This window comes from Pelatocladus sp., from assembly GCF_059505505.1.
Genome location: NZ_JCACKS010000100.1, coordinates 1 through 22,348 on the forward strand (window position 1 = coordinate 1; position 22,348 = coordinate 22,348).

Here is a 22,348-nt window from a genome sequence, read left to right on the forward strand (position 1 = left end):
ATCGCTACACTCTTTATAAAATAAGCTTTTCCAGTTATTTTGTCGCCCCGTCAGAGCTAGGGTATACGAACAGGTTAGCAATGTCCGTCAAGACTACCTACACAAACTGTCTAGAAAGATAGTTGATAACAATCAAGTAGTTGTAGTCGAAAACTTAAACGTCAAGGGCATGGTACGTAACCACAAACTAGCTGCATCTATATCTGATACTGGATGGGGAGCCTTCGTCAACTTCTTGAGCTGCAAATTAGAGCGTAGTGGCGGGAAGTTGATAGAAATAAATCGATGGTTTCCTAGTTCCAAGCTTTGCTCTGATTGCCATTATCAAATCAACGAGTTACCGCTAGATATCAGGACTTGGACTTGTCCAAGTTGCGGGACACATCACGACAGAGATGGTAATGCTGCTATGAATATTAGAGCAGAAGGTATCAGAATGCTGTCCTCCTCTGGGACGGGGGAGGCTAACGCCAATGGAGAGGATGTAAGACCAATTCGCGGACGTAAATCCAAGATGAGGCATTCCTCCGTGAAGTTGGAAGCCCACACCATACCCAGTAGGGTTGGTGTTGGGTAGTTCACAAAACGTCTGTAACTCGGAAAGCGATCGCACTTAATAATCAATCTTGATTTCAACAATTCCTGTTGAGAGCAAAGAGTAGAGCTATTTTATTCAAAAACAATACCGCGATAAATTTCCGCCATTGGTAATTCAATTCCAACTGAAATGCGATAACGGTTTTGCTCCAAGGAGCTTTCCCTTGCGGGAGTAATGTTAGCATAATCCCAATAACTAACTCGATAGGTGTATGAAAATTAAAGCAATCATTCATCCAGCAGAAGAAGGGGGCTATTGGGCAGAGGTTCCTGCACTTCCCGGTTGTATTACTGAAGGAGATACGATAGAAGAGGTGATGGCTAATTTAAAGGACGCTATTGAAGGCTGGCTCGATGTTGCTAATAGTCGTCACGCAATTGACTCAACAGATCAGGTTGTCGAAATTGCTGTATGAAATCTATTTCTGGAAAGCGACTGTGCAAGATTGTGGAACAAAAAGGTTGGGTTTTGCGAAGAATTACTGGCAGTCATCATATCTATGAAAACCTCGAAGTAGAGCAAATTCTGTCAATTCCTGTTCATCGAAATCAAGATTTGAAAGTTGGAACCTTGAGAGCTTTGATGAAAATAGCCCAATTAACTGAGGAAGATATACTCTGATTTTGATGTTGAAGGATTTTAAAATTTGGCAAACTTACCCAAATTTTCCTGACGCCATTTGGTGTCTAGTTTGCGATTTGTTCGTAACTCTAACACCCTAATGCCATTGTTAGGTAGAGGATTTAATTCTGTTTGCAATTGTTTCCAGTTAGTAATCAATTCATATTCCACACCATAGGTAGCACATAATTGAGCAAAATCAATATCTTGGGGTGTGGCAAAAAATTCTTCAAATGGTGGTTCAAACTTGGCAATAGGCAACATTTCAAAAATGCCGCCACCATTATTGTTCACTAATACAATTGTTAAATGTCCAACGAATTTATTTCTAATTAAAAAGCCATTTGTATCGTGCAATAGTGCCAAATCTCCAGTTAACATAACGCTGCTTTGATGACGATGAGCAATTCCTAAAGCAGTAGATAATGTCCCATCTATACCATTTGCGCCTCGGTTAAAAAAGGGTTGTATACCAGAGTGATTGGGTTGCCAGAAATATTCTACATCTCGCACGGGCATACTATTGGCAATAAATAGAGGTGTTTCTGGCGGTAAACTTTGGGAAAGTAACCAAGCAATTTTACTTTCTAATAAATCGTCTATATTTTTAAAAGTATGATCAACTGTAGTTCTAACTTTTGCTTCGATTTGAGTCCATAATTCGAGATAAGAGGACACGGAGAGATGGGGATGCGGTGATATGGGGAATGAGTTAAATATTTCAGTCAGTTGTTCTACACTTAGACGTAGATGAACTGTCCTACCGTGGAGAGGATCAAGATTTTGGTCACTGGTGTCTATCACCCAACGCCTAGCAGCAGTGGTTTTTAACCAATTACGTAGTACTGGACTAGTGGACATTTCACCGATTTGAATTACTATTTCTGGTGTTAGCTGTTTTGCTAATTGCTGATTCCGCAATATCAGGTCATAAGTGGAAATAATGTGAGGATTAATACTAGCATGATTTCTGATTGGGGATAATCCTTCGGCTAAAACTGGAAATTGTAAGGTTTTAGCAAGTTGGGCGATCGCTTGACAATATTCCTGTTGCTGTTGTGGTTGGGCAACTCCAGCTATAATTATTCCACGTTCAGAGTTTTGCCAATCATCAAGGGGAAGAGATGGGGTGATAGAGAAATTGGCTGGCGGAGATAATTTTGTGACGTTAGCAAAAAATTCTTCTAGGTGAAATTGTGACTGTAAAGATGCAAAGTTTTGCGTCTCTACATTTGCGTCAGGAATCGGTGCGAGGGGGTCGCGAAACGGTATATTTAGGTGTACGGGGCCAGGAACAGGGTAGAGCGATCGCTCCCAAGCATAAATCATTGTTTGCCGTAGATAGGCTAGCATCTCCATATCTGCTACGGGTACAGCTAATTCTGTTTGCCAATTGGGGTAATTGCCATATAGTTTTAACTGGTCTATGGTTTGTCCAGAGTGACAATCTCGCAATTCTGGTGGTCTATCGGCGGTTAAAAGTAGCAACGGTACACGAGTTTGTTTCGCTTCAATGACTGCTGGATAAAAATTCGCCCCCGCAGTCCCCGAAGTACAAATGATAGCTGTGGGTAATCCTGTTGCTTTCGCCCTTCCCAACGCAAAAAAAGCTGCGGAACGTTCATCGAGAATCGAAATTATATCAATTTCTGGTGCTTGTTGGGCAAAAGCGACTGCTAATGGTGTAGAACGGGAACCAGGACAAATGACAGCAGTTGTTAACCCTAAGTGCTGCAATGTCTGTGTCAATACCGAAGTCCAAAGTTCATTTGTATTTCTGAAACCAATTAGCATGGAATTTTGTGGAATGGAGGATTGAGGATTAGGGATCGTGTGAGGAGAATAAATTATAACTATTAACCACTAATTACTAACAACCAAGCAACAACAATTATGGACTGTATTGATGTTACGGGAATTCGTGCTTATGGCTACACTGGATATCTAGCAGAGGAGCAGGTGCTAGGACAATGGTTTGAGGTGGATGTGAAGTTATGGTTGGATCTCACCTCAGCAGCCAAAACTGATGCGATCGCAGATACTGTAGACTACCGTCGGGTGATTAATTTGGTTCAACATCTGATTAAGACCTCAAAGTTTGCTTTGATTGAAAGATTGGTTGCTGTAATTGGAGATTCTATTTTGCAAGAGTGCGATCGCCTCACGCAAGTTCAAGTTACCCTCAGTAAACCTGCTGCACCCATCCCAGATTTTGGTGGCAAAATTAGTATTTGTGTGACTAGAACCAGGTAAATTTTTGTAGTGACAACCAACCATTAACTATTGATTCTTAACATTAAGATCATAAGATGATATTTATACCAAAATACGTCTTAATACAAATCCCCAATCTTAAGAAGTTGGGGATTTGTGTGTTTAAAATTTCGTAAATCAAATAGGATGGTTATATACTGCTAATACTTATAAATCTTAATTTACAAAAATTTTTCTTCCATATCATTATATAAACTTGATATCAAATGCATGGCTTGATTCTTTCTGGTTAATTAAAATTTAAAATAATGGTAACTTTATACATAAATAAAAAGAATAGTAACTATTTTAGTTAATTAAGACACGGTAATAAGTAGGTAGGTGTAATTAAAGATAAAATAAAACCTCACCCTGCCTCCGGCTTCCCTCTCCTTAGTAAGGAGAGGGATTGAGGGTGAGGTTTTATATTTAATTTGACCCACTTACTTATAGGAGGTTTATTATGATAGGATTGCGGTCTTCCAAGCTTATCTAATATCGACAATAAATTCGCTCCTATAGAACTGGTAATCCTAGCATGAACGCTCAAAAAATCCTAGTTATTGAGGACAAAGAAATTCTTGCTGTAGATATTATAAATAGTTTGAAAAAGCTAGGATATGATGTTCACACAATCGCTAATTCTGTCGAACCAGCTATACAAAAAATTGCAGATGTTCAACCACAATTAGTACTAATTGATATCTGTTTAGCAGGAGAAAAAGATGGTGTAGAAATAGTAGATATTATTCAAAATATTTTTAAAATATCAGTACTATACATAACAGATTTTTTAGACTCAAAAACATTAAATAAAAATAAATTTCAAGAGCCTTTTAGCTATATTGCTAAATCTTTTACTGAGAGAGATTTATATAATACAGTTGAAATGGCTCTTTATAAAGATAAAATTAAAAAACAGTTGCAACGGCAAAATCAAAGACTACTGACGGTGATTAATAGTATGGGCTGTGCAGTAGTGATGACAGATATTAATGCTTGTATCCAAATGATGAATCCCGTAGCAGAAATCCTTACTGGTTGGGAGCAAAAAGCAGCGTTTGGAAAATATTTGGGAGATGTTTTAAATTTAGTTGACAAAGACACTGGAGAAGAGATTGTTCATATTGCGATGCAAGCAATGAAAGCAGGTGTGGTTTTGCAACTACCAGAAAACTGTATTCTCGTAAATAGGGATGGAAGAAAAATTCCGATTGGGGATACTGTGTCACCGATTCGGGATGATATGGGCGTGATTACAGGTGCTGTGATAGTTTTTCAAGATATTACTGAACGCAAGCAAAAAGAAGCACAACTAGTTCGCAATGCTTTCTATGATGGATTGACAGCACTACCTAATCGAGTATTATTTTTGGATAGACTAAAACAAGCATCAGAACGTTGCAAAAGACGCCTGAATTATCATTTTGCCGTTTTGTTTTTAGATTTAGATAGTTTCAAAATTATTAACGATCGCTTTGGGCATGGGATGGGTGATGATTTATTAGTAGCGATCGCTCGACGTTTAGAGTCGTGCTTGCGTAGTGGTGACACTGTTGCGAGATTTGGTGGCGATGAATTTGCAGTGTTGTTAGAGGATATTAAAGACGTTAGCGACGCTATTAATATTGCTAAACGCATTCAAGAAACTTTAAGTTTACCTGTTCACCTCAATGAACATGAAATATTTACAACAGCTAGCATTGGGATTGCTTTAAGTTGCAATGGTTATGAAGAACCGACAAATCTATTGCGAGATGCAGATATAGCAATGTATCGCGCAAAGGGAAAAGGAGAAAATAATTATCTTGTTTTTGAGAAAAATTTTACAGATTTATAAATTACTTTTGATGTGGATTGAGAGACTCAGATCCCCGACTTCTTCAAGAAGTAGGGGATCTTGAATGCTTGAATACTATATTAACTAAATAATAAATAAAATTACGTTTTTTGATAATTCTCTACTAAGCACTTAACATTCAATTAAATTACCTGCTTTTTAAGAGTAAAGTAGATATCTGACCGTCAGCCAGCATAGCTAATGGTAAAAGTTCTAACAAAGTTTAAATGGTTAACAGTAATTTTTGTTTTGGTATTGTTGAGTGTTCTTTTCATATCTGTTCCTTCAGCTCAAACCAAACAAACAGTAGTCCTCAACTTGTTGATGACAGCACCTGATGCTCAACCTTGGAAAGAGGGGATCATCAAAGACTTTGAGAGTAAAAATCCTGGTATTCGCATCAATATTATTGAGGGACCAAACGCCACCAATTTACTTGAAGACCTGTATACTTCAGCCTTTATTTTGGGTGATTCTCCATACGACCTCATCAATATGGATGTAATTTGGACACCTAAATTTGCTGCGGCTGGGTGGCTGTTAGATTTAACAGATAAGGTTACAAAATCAGAATTGACAGCATTTTCACCCAGAGATGTAGAAGGAGGACGTTACAAAGGTAAATTGTATAGAATTCCCATGCGGAGTGATGTGGGAATGCTTTACTACCGAGAAGATTTACTCAAGCAAGCGGGGTTTAATCCACCAGAAACTTTTACGGATTTAATCAAGATTTCCCAAACTTTAAAACAGCAAGATCAGATAAATTGGGGATATCTTTGGCAAGGTCGTCAATATGAAGGTTTAGCGGCGATGTTTGTCGAAGTTCTCGAAGGTTTCGGCGGATTTTGGGTGAATCCTAATACCTTAGAAGTAGGATTAGATAGACCGCAAACCTTAAAAGCGATCGCCTTTCTCAAAGAAACAATTCAAACAGGTATTTCTCCACCTGGTGTCACCACATACCAAGAAGAAGAAACCAGACGCATTTTTCAAAGTGGACAAGCGGCTTTTTTACGTAGCTGGCCTTATGTTTGGCCTTTGGCTAATGCCAAGGATTCTCCGATTAAAGGTAAAATAGCTATCAAACCAATGGTTAGCACCTCTGGTGAAAATGCAGGAGCTTGCTTAGGTGGATGGGGTTTGGGAATTTCTAAAACCACCAAGCATCCCCAAGAAGCTTGGAAAGCAATTCAATACTTTACCAGTGAAGAAGCACAGCGTCAATTTGTTCTCAAAGCTGGTTTTGTACCCAGCAGACGTTCATTATTTACAGATCCGCAAATCGTCGCCACCTATCCCCACTATCCGCAATTATTAGAAGTAGTAGAACAAGCCGTCTTGCGTCCACCCATTGCCCAATATGCCCAAACATCAGATATTTTACAACGTTACCTGAGTGCAGCATTAACAAATCGCATGTCACCTGAAGCAGCGATGAAAGCAGCAGCACAGGAGACAAGACGGTTATTGGGAGATGTGTGATTCAGTTATCAGTTATCAAATTCTATAGCAGTTCTCGGTTGTGTCCAATACGTACCCCACCCCTTAATCCCCTCCCCGCAAGCGGGGAGGGGAGGTTTTGCGTCAGCAAAGCCGGGGTGGGGTTCCGACTGTATTGCAATCGAGTGAGAAGTGCTATATTACTAACTATTTCCTGTTCCCTGTTCCCTGTTCCCTATTCCCTTTTCCCTATTCCCCAATCCCCGTTCCCCGATCCCTCCATTGACAAATGACCAATTTAAGTAAAATCCGTAGTAGAGAACAGAGAACAGCGTGGCTTTTCTTATTGCCTGCGCTGCTGTTGTTGTTGTTAGTATTTGGTTATCCGATTCTGCGGGCTTTTTGGTTGAGTTTGTTTGCGAAGAATTTGGGAACTCAGCTAGAGGCGAATTTTGCTGGTTTGGATAATTATGTGCGGATGGCTGGAGATGGGCGTTTTTGGCAAAGTTTCTGGATTTCATCTGTATTTACAACTGCATCGGTGATTTTTGAGTTGCTGTTAGGGTTGGGAATTGCTTTGGTTCTCAATCAACGATTTTTTGGACGAGGTGCGGTACGAACGATCGCGATCATACCTTGGGCTTTGCCTACTGCTTTGATAGGTTTGGCGTGGGCGTGGATTTTTAATGACCAATTTGGGGTGGTAAATGATATCTTGCTGAGGTTGGGTGTGATTCAAACTGGTATAAATTGGCTGGGAGAACCAACCCTAGCAATGGTTGCAGTCGTATTTGCAGATGTGTGGAAGACTACACCATTTATTAGTATTTTGTTGCTGGCTGGTTTGCAGTCAATTTCCTCAGATTTATATGAAGCTCATGCAATTGATGGGGCTAAACCTTGGCAAAGTTTCTATCAAATTACCTTACCACTGTTGATGCCGCAAATTTTGATCGCCATGTTGTTTCGGTTTGCCCAAGCTTTCGGGATTTTTGATTTAATTGCTGTGATGACTGGCGGTGGGCCTGGTGGTGCTACGGAAGTTGTGTCTTTATATATCTATTCGACAATCATGCGCTACTTAGATTTCGGTTATGGAGCGGCGCTGGTAGTAGTGACATTTTTATTATTGATTGCAGCTGTCGCGATCGCAAGTTGGTTGTTGAAAAAATCTCGTTTAACGGTGTGAGGGATTGGGGAACAGGGATTGGGGATTGGGGGGAGCATCCCAAATGTTCAAAAAACTTGAGAATTCAAACCTCTTAATTATGAGGATTTCCCTGTTAAGAGGATGTTTGAAAAGTCATGATTGATGTATCAAATATTTTTTACCCCACCCTAACCCTCCCCTTGTAAAGCATCTGTACCGCCTCGGAATAAATTCCGAGGCGGGATACTTTTCAAACAACCTCTAAGAGTTCCCCGTTAACAATTTATTTTTATTATTTACCAATACAAAACCGACTAAAAATCCTATCCAAGACAGATTCTGTTACTTCTTCTCCTGTAATTTCACTTAAAGCATAAATTGCTCCGCGTAGGTCAATTGTCCAAAAATCAAGAGGTAATTGTTCAGCGATCGTTGTTTGCACTTGTTCTAATGATGTTTTAGCTTTTACAAGTGCAGCGGCTTGTCTTTGATTAATTGCCAAATCCATGTCAGCAGCTTGGATTTTCCCGGCTTGTACTTGCTCTAAAATCGCAGTTTCTAGAGCTTCAATTCCTTGATTTTGGGCTACTGCTGTTTTCACGACTTGGTTAATTTCTCTGGGATACTCTACTGTTTCTGCTGATGCTAGGTCAATTTTATTAATCACTAAAATTAAGGGACGATGTTTTACCTGTGCGTAAATTTCTTGGTCGTCTGCTGTCCATCCTCCTGAAGCATCAATGGTGAGCAGAACTAAATCAGCAGCTTGAGCAGCACTGCGGGAACGCTCGACACCGATTTTTTCCACTTGGTCTTCTGTGGCTCGAATACCTGCCGTATCTAAAACCTGTACAGGAATTCCACCTACAACTAATTGTGATTCCACAACATCACGAGTTGTACCAGGTAAATCGGTGACAATGGCGCGATCGCTTCTACTCCAAGCGTTCAACAAACTTGATTTTCCTACATTCGGACGCCCAACAATCGCGACTTTTAGACCTGTGCGTAACAGTTCACCCTGATCAGCAGTTGTCAGTAACTTAGTTATTTGTGTTGAAATTTTCTCAATTTCTGATATAGTACTTTTATAATCCAAAGGTGCCAAATCTTCTTCAAAATCAATCCGCGCTTCAATTTCCGCTAAGATATCCAAACATTGACCGCGTAATAACCTAATTGGTTGAGCTAATTTGCCTTGTAAACCAGCTAAAGCAGTTTGTGCTGCTTGGGGCGATCGCGCTCCGACCAGATCAGCTATACTTTCAGCTTGAGTTAAATCTAACCGTCCGTTTAAAAACGCCCGTAAGGTAAATTCTCCAGGCTGTGCGAGTCTAGCGCCATTTTCCAAACATAATTGCAACACCTGTTGTACTGCCATAATTCCTCCGTGACAATGGAACTCAACAACATCTTCACGGGTATAGGAACGAGGCGCTTGCATAATCAGTAGTAGTGCTTCATCCACTAATTGTCGTGTTTGGGGATGACGGATATAACCATAGAGAATGTGGTGACTTTCCCAAACTTGAAGCCCAGGTGCATGAAAAAGAGTTTTGGCAATGGGTATTGCTTCTAAACCAGATACACGCACAATTCCAACGCTACCTTGTTGGGGAACAATAGCAGTTGCGATCGCAGCAATGGTTCCAGTTGTGGCAAAAGTTTCCGACATCGGCGCCTTTTTCAGGAATGATGATTGAATCTATAAGTTGATTGTAGTGAGTTTATGTAGTCGCCCGTCTTGGAAATGGGGATTGGGGATGCACTCATAATAGACCTCTTGCAAAAGTCGAATGAACCCCCCTCAATCCCCCCGTGAACGGGCTGCGGTGTACACAGAAGTCTTATAAAGTTGCCTAGTAGCGTTTTGATCCCCCCTAAATCCCCGCGCTGGCGCGGGGATTTAGGGGGATCAGAGGATTTATGTGTACACCGCAGGTGAACGGGGGGAAGATTTAGTTCCCTAAGCGTTTACGCTTAGGGTGGGGTAAAAATATTTTTGCAAGAGGTCTAATCATCCAAAATCCTGTTATAGGATGAGTTTGCACAACGCTCATGATTTTAGAAATGTTACATCAATGTTTCGAGAAGCAGTCACAAGGTTAAGATTTATGAGAATAGTTCAAGTATTCTTGCCTAACAGCAATTACTAGTCTAATTAAGGAGGTCAGCGTGGAAGAGGGTAAAACAAACAATCCCCAAGCCAGCGACAAAGAGAATATTAAAGATAAAAAATCTTATGTAGAGGAAGCTTCTAAGTTTATCGAAGAAACTTCTTTAGACAAGATGCATGAGATTGCTGAAGCTGCAAGACTCAAAAAACTAATGGAACCACCAAAATGGGTATTTCCAGAAGATCCATAATCATGAATTTTTAAAACACAATTTTACGATCTGCACCCCCGAATTCGGGGGATTTTAAATTTTTGATTTCAAACTGAAGTTAAGTTTTACTGACGCGATCGCACCCAATTGCAAACCGCAGTATTATCATTCGGCATTTCTAGCAGATAAATCTTAAATTACAAAGAATCTGGGTCTACACCTAATTCTCGCAGTTTTGCCGCCAAGCGATCGCTTCTTTGTTTTTCTTGTTCTGCGCGTTGCATTTCTTGTTCAGCACGTTGCATTTCCTGTTCCGCAACTTCTTCTGGTGTGGGAACTAGTTCACCTGCTGATGTAAAAAAGCGTAATTTTTCCTCATAGACTCCCAAGAATAAATCTAGCTGTTGACTCCATAACCAGCCTTGAGGATTTGATTCAATGGGTTGATAAGTTCCACCAACCAAAATAAATCCAGCAAATTCTAAATTATTCGGATCAAACCAAAAATATTCAGGTGTGCGAAAGATATCTTGATAAATCTGTTTTTTTAAACCTTTATCAGTCGCTGCTGTTGAACTTGAGAGTAGTTCAATAATTAAGTTCGGATATTTTCCGTCTTCTTCCCAAACCACCCAGCTTTTACGCGGTTTGCGTTCAGTCCCCAGCACCATGAAAAAATCAGGTCCCCGGAAGTCTTCAGATTTGCGTTGACGGGGACTATAGTAGACGGTGAGATTTCCAGCACAGTAAAAGTCGGTGCGGTTTCGCCACCATAATTCTAAGCATTGAAGCAGCAGAATTATTTGCCGCAGATGTAAATCAGATTCCAAAGGCGGTTCATCACTGTCTAAATCACCAGGAGGAAATATAATAACATCTTCTGGCGCTTCTAATTCTAGGGCTTCTATCTCTTTGGCAACAGACATGGCTGCAAGTATATAGGTGATATAAGTTTAGGGTAGCAGTTGTAGCAGATGCGATCGCTGATCTCTCAAAAACTGCTGGGGTTGATAATCAAATAACTTTGTATGCCTAAGTTATGCCCAAACAACCGAAAATTAAAATTAATGACCGCATTCGCCGCCGCACTGATGACGGTCATGTTTACTACGGTGTATGTATTAAACTGACTGAGAAGGGTATTCGTTGCAAGTGGGATAAATTGCCAGAAGAGTATACAACCGTATTGTTGTACAAAAATTATGGGGAATTTTGGGAGAAGTATCTTGCACCTAACTAATATCCCGCCAAGAAATAAATTTCTTGGCTAATAGCACAAGTCCGTTGAAAACGGACTCAAAGACTTAAGTAAATCAAGATAAATATCTATGACCAATAACAATAATATCCAACATCCTTACCAGCAAGAGGCTGTGATTCGCCACAGCTTACGTATATTACGTAGTTTTGAGTATTGAACAGGACGTTCTCTACTAGATGTTAATGGTTCTGCACAAGAAATAGCCCAAGCACTATTTGCAGCACCTTTTGCTTTAGTTTCTCATGGTACTGAATCAGATCCAATTTTTAACTACGGGAATCAAAGAGCCTTGGAATTATGGGAGCTTTCGTGGCAGGATTTTACTAAAATGCCTTCACGGAAAACGGCTGAAGAGGTTGTACAAGAGGAACGTAGTCGATTGTTAGCGAAAACGACAACTAAAGGCTTTAGTAATTTTTCTGGTGTTCGGATTACCAGCACTGGTAAACGTTTTTCGATTAAAGATGGTATTTTGTGGAATTTATTGGATGAGAATGATCGCTATTGCGGTCAAGCTGCTGTTTATTCTAATTATGAATTGATCCTCTAAGAAGAAAAATACTTTATATAACACCTAATTTTGCATAGTCCCAGCAGATACTTCTGCTTTTTCTTTTGATTCTTCCGCAGATGAAGAGACTGATTTTGCAAGTTGAGGTTGAGGAACGAAGATATCAGCACCGTTAATCACCGCTCCCACTAATCCTAATTCTGATTCCACCAATTCATCTATAACTTCACCGAGCATGTTTTCTTGTGTATAGTGTGGTCGAGTGACTAGGATGATACCATCGCTATAAGGTTGAATTAATAAGGCGTCGTTAGATAAACTGATGGAGTTGGTGTCTATAATTACTAAATCATAGCGCTCACGGGCATCTTCGATTAAACGCCGAAATTCACTCGATTCAAGGATGGCGGCAGGTTGATGTACAGCCCCGGCACTAGGAACAATGTATAAATTTTCGACATCAGGAACTAAGCGGATACACTCGCTCAAGCTGCCGTAATAGCGCAGAGGTTCAATATTTGCCTTGGGGTCAATACTCACTTTCAGCGATGGACTACGAGAAGGCGATCGCAAATCTGTTTCAATAATTAAAGTACGTTTGCCAGCACGAGCGGAAGCTATACCCAAGTTGTAAGCACTTGTGGTTTTACCTTCGCTGCTGCTCACACTAGTAACTAATATGACTTTTAAATTCTTGCTGCTGAAGCGACGTAAATTACTACGCAACTTCTCATAGTATTCTAAATACGGGGAATAAACAGAAAGTATGGTTGGTACTTCGTCTGGTGATAAGTCATCTACTGGCATTAAAGGTAACTCACCCAATAATGCGACTTCTCGCTGTTTGAGATGATTGCGAATATCCTCTTTGGTTTTAAAAGTACCTTCGAGTGAGCCTAATAAAAATATCACCCCACCACCAACGATTAATCCGAAAACACCACCAAGCGCCAGAGTAGCTGGTACACTCTTCGGAGGTTTAACATCAGCAGTCACTAAAGGAACTCTAGCTATACTCAGACTACTCACGGTTTCTGCTTCTGCTGCTTGAGCATCAATCAGTTTCGCTTGCATTTTGTCGTAGATGGCTTTTTTGAGTGCAACTTCTTGTTCTAAACGCGATCGCTCTAGTTGCTTATTAGGTATCAAAGCATATGCTTGTCGCAGTCGTTCTTCGTCTTGTGACAAAGAAACTAGCTGCTGTCGTAATGTTTCGTACTGAGTTTGTAAAGTTACTAATTGATTGGCAAGTTGCTGACGAGCGGGGTCTAAATTACTTTGGGAACGAATATCTGTAACTAAACCAGCAAGAGGAGCCGTCGCACCTCCACCACCGACAACTTCAACGGCTCGTTGTTGTATCAATTGTTCATAAGCATCTTTTTGACGCTGCAATTGTACCATCTGCGGTAATTCGGGACGCGCACCTTGTTTGGCGAGGACTCCCATTTGGCTTTCGACTTGATAGATTTGCGATCGCAAGCTGGCAATAATTGGATCAGCACTTAAAGCTGATGAAACATAAGCTTGGTTAACATTCAACCCCAATTTTTTTTGTAAACTGCCAACTTGAGCATCGACTCCAGTTAGCGTCAATTTAATTTGTCGTTGCTGATTTTGACTGCTGGTAATTGCACTCAACAAACTACCATTTTCCGCAGCTATTAATGCTGGACCTTCAATGCGATCGTATTGTTCTAGTTTTTTCTCCGCTAATTGCAAATCTTGTTTAATTTGTGGAGAGCGTTCGTTGATTTTCTTGATAATTGCGTTTAATCGCGTGGTATTGATCTCACCACTCAACTTAATCATGGCTTCCATCAATAGCTGTACTGTTTGTTTAGCACGTTTTTCGTTAGAGTCTTGATATTTAATTTCAATGAGTGTGGATGCTGGTGCTTCTCCTGGCTTACTTTTTTCCGGTACAGTCAGAGCAATATTTTTACCAATTTGTTTTGGTTTGACATTGACTTTCGTTGCCACAGCCTCAATGATTTGATCTGAGAGCAAAATTTCTTGAGTTAATTCTTGACCTTGCTGCTGAATTTCACCCCCAGTCACAGAAAATAAAACCGGAGGACTAGAGTAAGTAAGTGCAGCATCTGCAATATAACTAGCTGGTCGTTCTGGTTGTATGGCTACCACCGTTGAACCAACTACAACTAAAGTGAAACTGGCTAAACCAATCCACTTATACTTCTCAAAAGCTATTAAGTAGCGCTTAACAATCGGTGGGGTCATTCGATTTTGGATAGGGAATCGGGGATCGGGGAATCGGGGATCTGGGAAAGGGGAAAGGGGAATCGGGGAAAGGGAACAAAGAGGATACACAAATGTGCTTGGTGTGGGAAGACAACAGAGAAATATTTCCCCCTTGTTCCCGATCCCCGTACTCTGTGAGAAGCCGCTTGCGCGTCTACGCGTAGCGTCTCCTCTGGAGAATCCCCGATCCCCTTTCCCTACTTTCCTCCACCACCGATGAAACTATCGAAGAAGTTGAGGAAATTCTGAAAACTGAAGAAGGGTTGGGTAATGGTAGATATTAGGTTCGTAATTTTACCGATGAGGTTTCGACCAATCACGATAACATCATTATCTTGAAGTGGCACGTTTTGAGTTGTATCTCCAGCTAAAGCCTTTTTACCGTTTAATCTCTGAGTGATGGCTTTACCTCGTTCTGGATCGAAGCGAACTAGGGCAATGTCCCGGATGTTAGTAAAATTAGGGTTGACTCCTGACAAAACATCTACAAAGTTACTACCATTCGACAATGTTTGCGTTACGATTCCGCCAGTGGCGTAGTTTAATACTCTGACTCGAATTTGAGGTTGAGCTAAAGAAGAACGAGCAACAAGATTGCGATCGTAATTATCATCATTAGCTAAGTCACGACGCATGACAACGATCGCATCTCCATCTTGCAAACGGAAGTTAGGTGCAGTGTCGCCATTGAGTACAGGACTATACAAGTCAATATTTTTGGTAATAATTGAACCATCAATTAATTTACGCCGTAGTTGCACTTGTCGCAAATCTGCCATCGTAGTAGAACCACCTGCTAATAACAAAGCATCAGCGATCCGAGGTGTTGGCGAATTCATGGGATAAATTCCGGGTTTTGGTACTTCACCACTAATAGTGATTTGTACTGTTCGCGGTGATGCTAATGATACAGTAATAACTTGATTTGGTGTAATGCGATCGCGTAGTAAGCGAATTTTTTCTTGAGCTTCTTCCAAACTCAAGCCTTTTAAAGATACTGTTCCCAATTGAGGCAAAACAACATTACCTTCAGGGTTGATTGTGACTGAAAAATTTAACTCCGGGCGCTGCGACACCAGAGATAAAGTCACTCTTGGATCAATGACATAGGTATTAAATAAAGAGCGAATCTGATTTTGTGCCTCTGCTAAAGTTAAATTTTGCAGTGATACAGTTCCCAATAGAGGAACAATGACCTTTCCTTCGGGATTGACAACAGCTTGAAAACCTAAATCAGGAAAACGCTCAATCACAACGCCAATAACATCTCCTGGCCCTAGACGATAGGGGCCAAAAGGGCGTTGAATTTGGATGGTAATTGTATCTCCTGACCCCAAAATATAACGGTCAATATTATTAACACCCAACTGAGTAAATTCACTGTCCGTCACAGAAGCAGGAAATGGCGCTTGAGCAACAGCAGGTATTGAAGCCGTTACGAATAAAATACTGACTGGAACACTCAAACAGTAAACTATGCTGAATGCACGCATATCAACAAATAGAAGTTATAAACAATTTAATTTAAGCTGTGAAGCCATTTTCAGACTGCAAAGCTGCAAGCGGCTATTTTAACTTAAGATACACGTAATGGTAAGTGTAATAATTTTTCTTTAAAATTCAAGAAGCAAATTTAAGATATGAATATTATCTCAATGTGCAAATTCAATGCCTAACAGTTTAGTAGGAGTTCAGCACCGAGTTAAATGAATCTGGGTTTGCTCCCGATGAATGAAGCCTTATACCTGAAAGCTGTGCAACCATCTCTGCACGGGACGAAACCTCAAGCTTACGGAACATTCGCTTTAAAGCTTGCTTCACAGAATTTTCAGTAATCCAAAGTTGATTGCCAATTTCTGCGTTAGTTCGCCCCAACGCCACTAATTCTGCAATTTGCAACTCACGAGGCGTTAAACGTTTGGCTTTGCCGTCCCGAAAGAAATCGCTGTTGAACAGTTGGTGCTGCGAATTTTCTGCAAAAATGCCTTGTGAACCCACTGTTGCCACCCAAACCGATAAGTGCAAGCAGATGGCACTTAAATCGACTAGATTTTCGCTATCAAAGGCAGGCATTGCCTTTTCACGTGTACAACCAACTACGCCCAGAATTTGACCATGATTGATGATCGGTCCCGCCATTACATGCCAGTGATCCGGACGAGGACAGATTAATTTCCAAGCCTTGGGGGTTGTTACTAATGCTTCATGAACCGGAGCATGGCGCTCCGCTAAATAACGCACCACGGGATTATGCTCAATTGAGAGTGCAATTTTCAGGATTTTCTGAAGATTGCGATCATTTAAGGGCAGTTGATCAAAGAAAAAAATCGCCCATCGTTTTGCTCCAAAATATTCACCAATTTTTGGCGCAACTTGCGATCGCAGATCGGATTTGCTACAGGTTTGGCGAATAGCTTCAAACAGATCTAAGGAACTTGTCATTAAGTGAAGGGGTCTAAAGTGTACTCGCTCGACGTCTAGAAGCATGAAGGCGCTCAACCTAATATTAGCGTTAATCTCTACCATCACTTGACATGACCCTCAATTCGGAAATTGATCGCACTCCTACCCACTAGATGCAGATCGATTCGGTTGTTTAAACAAAGTCGGGAGAATTGTCCCAATCCCTGATCCCCGATCCCTTCATAATTTATTTGTCATTAAAGTATCTTGCACTGTTTTACCAAGAGACTTAACCTCAGACCACACTGTATCAATCTTTCCTAAAGGCTCCATCGGTATAAGGATACTGACAGCAACCCAAGCAGCACGTTGCTTTTGTAATTGAGCTATCTGATCTGCCAACAACCACTGCAAAGTTGATGGATCGCCACCATCGCGCCAAGCGTACCATTGCAGAACCGCAAAAGTTTGCTCTGTTGTTGCGGCACGAAAGAACCTAGCTTTTACCTTTGCTTGTGGCTGCTTGACAGTAAATTCGACTACGCGACTTTGAGCAATATCCCACTGTCCCCAACGTGAACGACCCCAACCATTAATCTCTGTCCATTCTACTTGTGGCTGCTTTTTTGGCCCATTTTGTGGTAATAACAATAACACAGCTTCGGTTTCGGTTTTGGAATCTTGTTTTTTAATTAACTGCAAAGACCACTTTTGTTCGCCAATGGGTTGTTCTGCTTGTTCAATCGTTTGCCAACCAGGAAGAGCCAATCCAGTTTGGCGTATCTGTTTTAACTTTTTGAGATTAGTGATAGGTGGTGGTTCTTGCCATTGCCAGTTACCTTTGAGATATCCCGGAACCGCTCCTATTACCAGTATCAGTAACAATAACAATAGCGTTACAACCTGAGCAAAGTAACGCTCTTTGAAGAGTTTGGCAGAAATCATCGGTAAAATACGTAGAGCATGAAAAAATTTTAGACTCAGATTTACCGAAATGAGTTCAGTAATATTATTGACTGATCTCCTCACCCTACCTTCAGTACTCTTGGAAGAGCGATCGCTCTACTAAACCTTGAAATCAAATAATCAAGGATGGACAATAAGACTAAATGAAACCAACTGTCGAACAAGCAATTGAATTATTCAAGGTGTGTCAGGATTTAACTCAGATGTACCTGCCGATTTATTTAGTGAGATTAGATGAACGGACAACACGTATTTACATTCTGGCAGGACAAGAATTTGAAGTAGAGATATTTCAAAACGGAAGAGTGAGATACTTATGAGTAAGCCAAATTTTCAGGCAATGACTAAACAAGAGTTAAGAGCTTATGTTTTGGCACATCGAGACGACCAAGAAGCTTTTTATGCATTAGCAGACAAACTTAGAGAACAGCCAGGAGTTGAAATCACCTCAACAAAGCAATTGCATGAGCTAGTTGAGGCAAAGTTAGATGATGCTGATGCAAGAGATGCTTATGCAGCACTAGAAGAGGTTGCTATTCTTGGAGCAACGCCCCTTGAGGAACTCAAAAAGGAGCTAGGGATATGAGCTATCAAGTAGCACTAGCACCATCAGCTGTGCAGGAAATTACAAAATTAGATTCTCAATTACAACGACAGCTAGCGCACAAACTAGAACAACTAGCATTTAACCCACGTCCAGAAGATGCTCTAATACTGAAGGGGACAGAAAATTTATATAGAATTCGCTTGGGCGAATACCGAGTTATTTACCATATTGAGGAGCAATCTTTGCTAGTAACGGTGATCAAAATTGCACATCCAAAAGACTACTAGATCCAAAATCTAAAATTGAATGACGGACGAAATATCTAAGATGGGGTCTGAGACTAATCATTTGTGGCTAACCGCACCGACAAATTTAACCTTGTTACCTGATGATGTGCATGTTTGGCGAATCTCGCTAGAGCGACCAAAATCAGAAATGCAAGCTTTACAAACAACTCTTTCTAGTGACGAAATTGCTCGCGCTCAAAGGTTTTACTTTGAACAACATCGACAGCGTTTTATTGCAGGTCGGGGTATCCTCCGCACAATCTTGGGTCGCTACTTGGATGTGGAACCGCAGGCGGTACAATTTACCTATGAAGTGCGGGGAAAGCCATTATTAGCTGATAGCTTTGCTGATGGTGGATTGTCATTTAACTTGTCTCACTCAGAAGATTTGGCTCTATGTGGTGTCAGTAGAAATCGCAAAATTGGTATAGATGTAGAACACATGCGGTCAGTCAGTGATGTCGAAGCTCTTGCGGAAAGATTCTTTGCACCTAGAGAATATGAAGTAGTGCGATCGCTCCCCCTAAACCAACAACAACAAGTGTTTTTTCGCTACTGGACTTGTAAAGAAGCTTATTTAAAAGCAATAGGAGTAGGAATAGTTCAGTTGGAAAAAGTAGAGATTTCTTTGACTCTAGAACAACCAGCAAAACTCATCACTGACCAAGAGTGGAGTTTAATTGAACTCGCACCTGGTAAGAATTACCTTGGTGCAGTCGCAATAGCAGGTCAAAGTTTAGATTTAAAGTACTGGCAGTATTAAAAATGTTAGTGCTTATTTATAATTGGAAATAAGCTGGTGTTTTTTGGATGATGTTGTCAACTAAACCGTAAGCTTTTGCTTCTTCAGCACTCATAACAAAATCTCTTTCAGAATCAAGTTTAATTATCTGTTCTGGTTGACCAGTGTTAGCAGCTATTATCCTATTCATGGATTCTCTGAGGTACACAATTTCTCTAGCTGCTACCTCAATTTCAGTTGCTTTTCCCTCAGCGTTTCCTGATGGTTGGCGAATGGTTATTCGCGCATTAGGAAGAGTGTATCTTTTACCTTTAGTACCAGAACAAAGTAAGAATACTGCTGTAGCAGCAGCAGTACCAATGCATACAGTACATATGTCTGTACGAAGCTGAGTCATAGTGTCATATATAGTCAATGCCGCTGTTAAGGAACCTCCAGAACTATTGATATACAATGTAATATCTTTATCTGGATCTTTTGCATCAAGGAATAGCATTTGTGCCACGATTAAATTAGCTATTTCTTCTGTTAATTCTCCACGCAAAAATATAATTCTTTCGGCAAGCAATCGGGAATAAATATCAAACTGTATTTCTCCTTGCTGGGATGGTTGAATAATTGTTGCAAAGCCAATTTGAAAAGAAGAGTTCATGGCTACTATCTCCAAAAGGTAAGATTTAATTTTTAACTAACCGCACTAGGATGCAGAGAATGTGGACTAAGAGTATGACTATTTGCTAGGTTGATGCTTCCTCAAAGATTCCCATTGCTCCAAGGCGAATGGTAATGATTTCTACGTCTGTAATTGCTTTGTGGGGGCCATTTTTGGTATTGGCTGGTGTAAACCAAAATGCTCCCGATGTACATTCCCGTCCACCAGTTTCGATTATTCCTTTGAGGACATAGACATATTCATCACAAGGATGGTAATGAATGGGAATTACTGTGTTAGCAGTCATCCGTAATTTATGAATTGAGCCTTGCGCTACTGGTTCAGCTAGTGGGAGTATTTGTGTTCCCGGAAATTGCTCAATTTCTAGCCATTGTTTATTGTTTGTAGAAATAAAACTTTGTTCAACCATATTTGATTGCCTAAATATAAAATTTATCCGACCATAGTTTGTAATCCTGCCAAGCTTGTGTTGTATCCAGCTCTGGCATATGCTTTTCCACGAGGGTAAATGTTTCCTCTATCAATTCACCAAGGTGGTTAACCGCTAACTGAGGTTCTTCATAAAAAATCTGCTTGAGACGAAATGAAAGATTATTGGGAGCGATCGCCATTTTATTGATGAACTTATCTATCCCTTTAAATGGAACAGAATCTACAGGATGGTAGAAGCAATTTAAACCCAACAGCACCCCAATGATGTTCTTCACTCCCTTCAATAATTCCTCATGAAGAAAAAGCACATCATTTCTTTCTATTCCATAAAGTTGTAGCACCCACAAACCGCGAAAATGCAAATGCTTTTTCACCATTGCTTGAGCTAATTTTTCAGGATAGTTTGCTAACTTTGTCTGCCATTGTTTAATTAGTTCAGTATTATGCAACGGCAGCATATCAACAATACCAGCTAGCACATTCAGCAGAGGATCGTCAGGGTTGCATTGCTCCAGCATCTTGTCTATGTCACTGTCACAACACTCGATAGTGATATGACCAAAATCGCACTTAGCACCTTGAACAAAATATTGTTCAACTATGTATCCTGCTTGGCGATCGCTAGCATAAAGTCTATAGTCTGATCCTTGATTGTGTTCATACGCTGTTTTCAGTTCTTCATCTGATGGTAGTTCCCAGTAATAAATACTCATGTCAATATCTGAGTAGGTATCAGCTTGTCCACGAGCAACAGAACCAGCAACACCGATAGCCCTAACTTTCGGATTAACTAGGTAGCTGGCTGCGTTTCTTCGCGCCAAAGCAAGCAGTTGTTTGCTGGCGTCGTTCATTTTTCTCTCCCTGTTAATCTGCTATTTAATTGTTACTGGCAAAACTAACTAAGACTTGTGGTATTCTTTCACTTAGCCTGAAGTCCCAGCCTCCATCAAGGAAGGAACTGAGAATTACACTATCTAACGCTTCATACCTGCCAACAGGTATTGGCGATAACACAGTACTGTGAGCAGTTAGTCCTGTAGACTCATGCATAAATCGACCTTGCCACGGTTGGGAAAGGCGCATTGGTTCATTTATTCGAGTTGCTTGTTGACTCAATCCTTTATGCTCAAGTTGCAGTTGAGTACCTCCATCCACAGGTTTTAACGTCCAAGTCACAATTGAAGGGCGATGCATCATACTATCCTGCCAAGTGAAGGAAAGACGCTTTGGCTCATCGAGTTCAATTACCTCACAATCAATGTTTTCACTTAGTCCTGGTATTGATGAGTACAGAAATCGGAATTTGTGTCCCACACGTGGCTCAAAGTCGTTTTCCATCAGCCATGCAGCAAGAGTGTGGCGGTTGGTGAGTACCTGCCAAACTTGTTGGGGGGGATAGGGATAGAAAACTTTCTTCTTCAAGTCTCGGAGCATTGATTTTCCTCCAAATAGTTGCCAAGGGCATCTAGTTTTTCTTGCCAGAACTGCTCGTAATCAGCGATCCACTCAGATATCTGCTTCAGTGGCTCCGGGTTCAGCCGATACAGGCGCTGTCGCCCTGCTTTCCGCATTTTTACTAAGCCTGCTTCGCAAAGAATCTGTAAGTGCTGAGAAATAGCTGGTAAGCTCATCGCAAATGGTTCAGCCAGTTGTTTTACTGGTTGCTCGCCACTACGTAACAGATCCAATAGCGCCCTGCGTGTGGGATCTGCGATCGCCACAAACACATCAGCACTAGCAGCAGGTCTACTCATCAGACATACTCGGTAAGTGGGAAACTCAGATGTTGTCTAAGTCTTAGGCGCTTTAGCCCAGAGTCTACCCTTCGGGAACGCCAAAGGCGAACAGACATGGGTCGTTGACTTAGATTAACCTTATATTTAAGCAAATGCTTAACTATATTAATTATATATAAGCAATTGCTTAAATGTCAACTACCCCAGTAGATATTCAGGAATTGGTAAAATTGGGAACTACTGTATACAACTAAGCAACCTGTGAGAAAAAGCTCAAATAAACTCTTTCGTTGAG

The 22,348-nt window shown here is 40.7% G+C and carries 24 protein-coding genes and 2 pseudogenes; 14 read left to right on the plus strand and 12 right to left on the minus strand.

Annotation, left to right across the window (positions count from 1 at the left end):
• Positions 1–55: 55 nt before the first annotated feature.
• The 3 genes and pseudogenes from AC5JMK_RS08710 to AC5JMK_RS08720 form a co-directional block, all read left to right on the plus strand.
• Positions 56–577, plus strand: a pseudogene (locus AC5JMK_RS08710) (RNA-guided endonuclease InsQ/TnpB family protein); the annotation flags it as partial.
• A 232-nt stretch (positions 578–809) separates the two neighbouring features.
• Complete coding sequence (locus tag AC5JMK_RS08715) at positions 810–1,013, plus strand: type II toxin-antitoxin system HicB family antitoxin (protein ID WP_096676922.1); 204 nt, start codon at positions 810–812, stop codon at positions 1,011–1,013.
• A complete protein-coding gene (locus AC5JMK_RS08720) occupies positions 1,010–1,219 on the plus strand; it encodes a type II toxin-antitoxin system HicA family toxin (protein ID WP_096676923.1) in 210 nt (69 codons plus the stop codon). Before AC5JMK_RS08715 ends, AC5JMK_RS08720 begins: the two co-directional genes overlap by 4 nt.
• Before the next feature lie 18 nt (positions 1,220–1,237).
• Here AC5JMK_RS08720 and menD read toward each other — a convergent pair whose 3' ends face one another.
• Entirely contained in the window at positions 1,238–3,013 is a 1,776-nt protein-coding gene (gene menD / locus AC5JMK_RS08725) for a 2-succinyl-5-enolpyruvyl-6-hydroxy-3-cyclohexene-1-carboxylic-acid synthase (protein ID WP_495909896.1), read from the minus strand.
• Between the two features lie 99 nt (positions 3,014–3,112).
• On the opposite strand from menD, the gene folB reads away from it, so the two are divergent.
• From folB to AC5JMK_RS08745, 4 genes are all read left to right on the plus strand, one after another.
• Positions 3,113–3,472: a dihydroneopterin aldolase gene (folB, locus tag AC5JMK_RS08730; RefSeq protein WP_096676925.1), complete on the plus strand. Its 360-nt coding sequence runs from the start codon at positions 3,113–3,115 to the stop codon at positions 3,470–3,472.
• 538 nt (positions 3,473–4,010) lie between these two features.
• Complete coding sequence (locus AC5JMK_RS08735; protein WP_096676926.1) at positions 4,011–5,312, plus strand: diguanylate cyclase domain-containing protein; 1,302 nt, start codon at positions 4,011–4,013, stop codon at positions 5,310–5,312.
• Between the two features lie 201 nt (positions 5,313–5,513).
• A complete protein-coding gene (locus tag AC5JMK_RS08740) occupies positions 5,514–6,797 on the plus strand; it encodes an ABC transporter substrate-binding protein (protein ID WP_096676927.1) in 1,284 nt (427 codons plus the stop codon).
• 247 nt (positions 6,798–7,044) lie between these two features.
• The gene (locus AC5JMK_RS08745; protein ID WP_096676929.1) at positions 7,045–7,944 is read left to right on the plus strand and encodes a carbohydrate ABC transporter permease; all 900 of its coding nucleotides are present in this window, start codon (positions 7,045–7,047) and stop codon (positions 7,942–7,944) included.
• A 253-nt stretch (positions 7,945–8,197) separates the two neighbouring features.
• Here the strand turns inward: AC5JMK_RS08745 and mnmE are convergent, their stop codons facing one another.
• A complete protein-coding gene (gene mnmE / locus AC5JMK_RS08750) occupies positions 8,198–9,580 on the minus strand; it encodes a tRNA uridine-5-carboxymethylaminomethyl(34) synthesis GTPase MnmE (protein ID WP_096676930.1) in 1,383 nt (460 codons plus the stop codon).
• 500 nt (positions 9,581–10,080) lie between these two features.
• Here mnmE and AC5JMK_RS08755 point away from each other — a divergent pair, with 500 nt between their 5' ends.
• Positions 10,081–10,272: a hypothetical protein gene (locus AC5JMK_RS08755; RefSeq protein ID WP_495909897.1), complete on the plus strand. Its 192-nt coding sequence runs from the start codon at positions 10,081–10,083 to the stop codon at positions 10,270–10,272.
• Between the two features lie 158 nt (positions 10,273–10,430).
• On the opposite strand, the gene AC5JMK_RS08760 is transcribed toward AC5JMK_RS08755, so the two are convergent.
• Complete coding sequence (locus AC5JMK_RS08760; RefSeq protein ID WP_495909898.1) at positions 10,431–11,159, minus strand: Uma2 family endonuclease; 729 nt, start codon at positions 11,157–11,159, stop codon at positions 10,431–10,433.
• A 113-nt stretch (positions 11,160–11,272) separates the two neighbouring features.
• On the opposite strand from AC5JMK_RS08760, the gene AC5JMK_RS08765 reads away from it, so the two are divergent.
• Positions 11,273–11,473, plus strand: a complete 201-nt coding sequence (locus AC5JMK_RS08765) for a hypothetical protein (protein WP_096676933.1) — start codon at positions 11,273–11,275, stop codon at positions 11,471–11,473.
• Positions 11,474–11,561: 88 nt separating this feature from the next.
• Positions 11,562–12,044: pseudogene (locus AC5JMK_RS08770) on the plus strand (MEKHLA domain-containing protein).
• Positions 12,045–12,068: 24 nt separating this feature from the next.
• Here the strand turns inward: AC5JMK_RS08770 and AC5JMK_RS08775 are convergent.
• The 4 genes from AC5JMK_RS08775 to AC5JMK_RS08790 all read right to left on the minus strand — a co-directional run bounded on the left by AC5JMK_RS08775 (position 12,069) and on the right by AC5JMK_RS08790 (position 17,615).
• A complete protein-coding gene (locus AC5JMK_RS08775) occupies positions 12,069–14,246 on the minus strand; it encodes a GumC family protein (protein ID WP_495909899.1) in 2,178 nt (725 codons plus the stop codon).
• Between the two features lie 218 nt (positions 14,247–14,464).
• On the minus strand, positions 14,465–15,760 hold the full coding sequence (locus tag AC5JMK_RS08780) for a polysaccharide biosynthesis/export family protein (protein ID WP_495909900.1): 1,296 nt from the start codon (positions 15,758–15,760) through the stop codon (positions 14,465–14,467).
• Positions 15,761–15,947: 187 nt separating this feature from the next.
• On the minus strand, positions 15,948–16,709 hold the full coding sequence (locus tag AC5JMK_RS08785) for a LuxR C-terminal-related transcriptional regulator (protein ID WP_096676938.1): 762 nt from the start codon (positions 16,707–16,709) through the stop codon (positions 15,948–15,950).
• Between the two features lie 201 nt (positions 16,710–16,910).
• Positions 16,911–17,615: a cyanoexosortase B system-associated protein gene (locus AC5JMK_RS08790; protein ID WP_096676939.1), complete on the minus strand. Its 705-nt coding sequence runs from the start codon at positions 17,613–17,615 to the stop codon at positions 16,911–16,913.
• Positions 17,616–17,779: 164 nt separating this feature from the next.
• Here AC5JMK_RS08790 and AC5JMK_RS08795 point away from each other — a divergent pair, with 164 nt between their 5' ends.
• From AC5JMK_RS08795 to hetI, 4 genes are read left to right on the plus strand one after another with little or no spacing between them, the layout of a single operon-like run.
• Positions 17,780–17,956, plus strand: a complete 177-nt coding sequence (locus tag AC5JMK_RS08795; RefSeq protein ID WP_096676940.1) for a DUF6888 family protein — start codon at positions 17,780–17,782, stop codon at positions 17,954–17,956.
• Positions 17,953–18,222, plus strand: a complete 270-nt coding sequence (locus AC5JMK_RS08800; protein WP_096676941.1) for a DUF6887 family protein — start codon at positions 17,953–17,955, stop codon at positions 18,220–18,222. The genes AC5JMK_RS08795 and AC5JMK_RS08800 overlap by 4 nt, the downstream gene beginning before the upstream one ends.
• Entirely contained in the window at positions 18,219–18,470 is a 252-nt protein-coding gene (locus AC5JMK_RS08805) for a type II toxin-antitoxin system RelE family toxin (protein WP_495909901.1), read from the plus strand. The genes AC5JMK_RS08800 and AC5JMK_RS08805 overlap by 4 nt, the downstream gene beginning before the upstream one ends.
• Positions 18,471–18,510: 40 nt before the next feature.
• Positions 18,511–19,233 carry a 4'-phosphopantetheinyl transferase HetI gene (gene hetI, locus AC5JMK_RS08810; RefSeq protein WP_495909914.1) on the plus strand — a complete coding sequence of 241 codons (723 nt, stop codon included), beginning with the start codon at positions 18,511–18,513 and terminating at the stop codon, positions 19,231–19,233.
• A 16-nt stretch (positions 19,234–19,249) separates the two neighbouring features.
• Here hetI and AC5JMK_RS08815 read toward each other — a convergent pair whose 3' ends face one another.
• The 5 genes from AC5JMK_RS08815 to AC5JMK_RS08835 all read right to left on the minus strand — a co-directional run bounded on the left by AC5JMK_RS08815 (position 19,250) and on the right by AC5JMK_RS08835 (position 22,071).
• Entirely contained in the window at positions 19,250–19,864 is a 615-nt protein-coding gene (locus AC5JMK_RS08815) for an ATP-dependent Clp protease proteolytic subunit (protein WP_495909902.1), read from the minus strand.
• Between the two features lie 85 nt (positions 19,865–19,949).
• Entirely contained in the window at positions 19,950–20,294 is a 345-nt protein-coding gene (locus AC5JMK_RS08820) for a cupin domain-containing protein (RefSeq protein WP_495909903.1), read from the minus strand.
• A gap of 10 nt (positions 20,295–20,304) precedes the next feature.
• Positions 20,305–21,168, minus strand: coding sequence for a hypothetical protein (locus tag AC5JMK_RS08825; protein WP_096676946.1), 864 nt, complete (start codon positions 21,166–21,168; stop codon positions 20,305–20,307).
• Positions 21,169–21,193: 25 nt separating this feature from the next.
• Positions 21,194–21,751 carry an SRPBCC family protein gene (locus tag AC5JMK_RS08830; protein ID WP_096676947.1) on the minus strand — a complete coding sequence of 186 codons (558 nt, stop codon included), beginning with the start codon at positions 21,749–21,751 and terminating at the stop codon, positions 21,194–21,196.
• On the minus strand, positions 21,736–22,071 hold the full coding sequence (locus AC5JMK_RS08835; protein ID WP_096676948.1) for an ArsR/SmtB family transcription factor: 336 nt from the start codon (positions 22,069–22,071) through the stop codon (positions 21,736–21,738). Before AC5JMK_RS08835 ends, AC5JMK_RS08830 begins: the two co-directional genes overlap by 16 nt.
• Positions 22,072–22,348 lie beyond the last annotated feature (277 nt).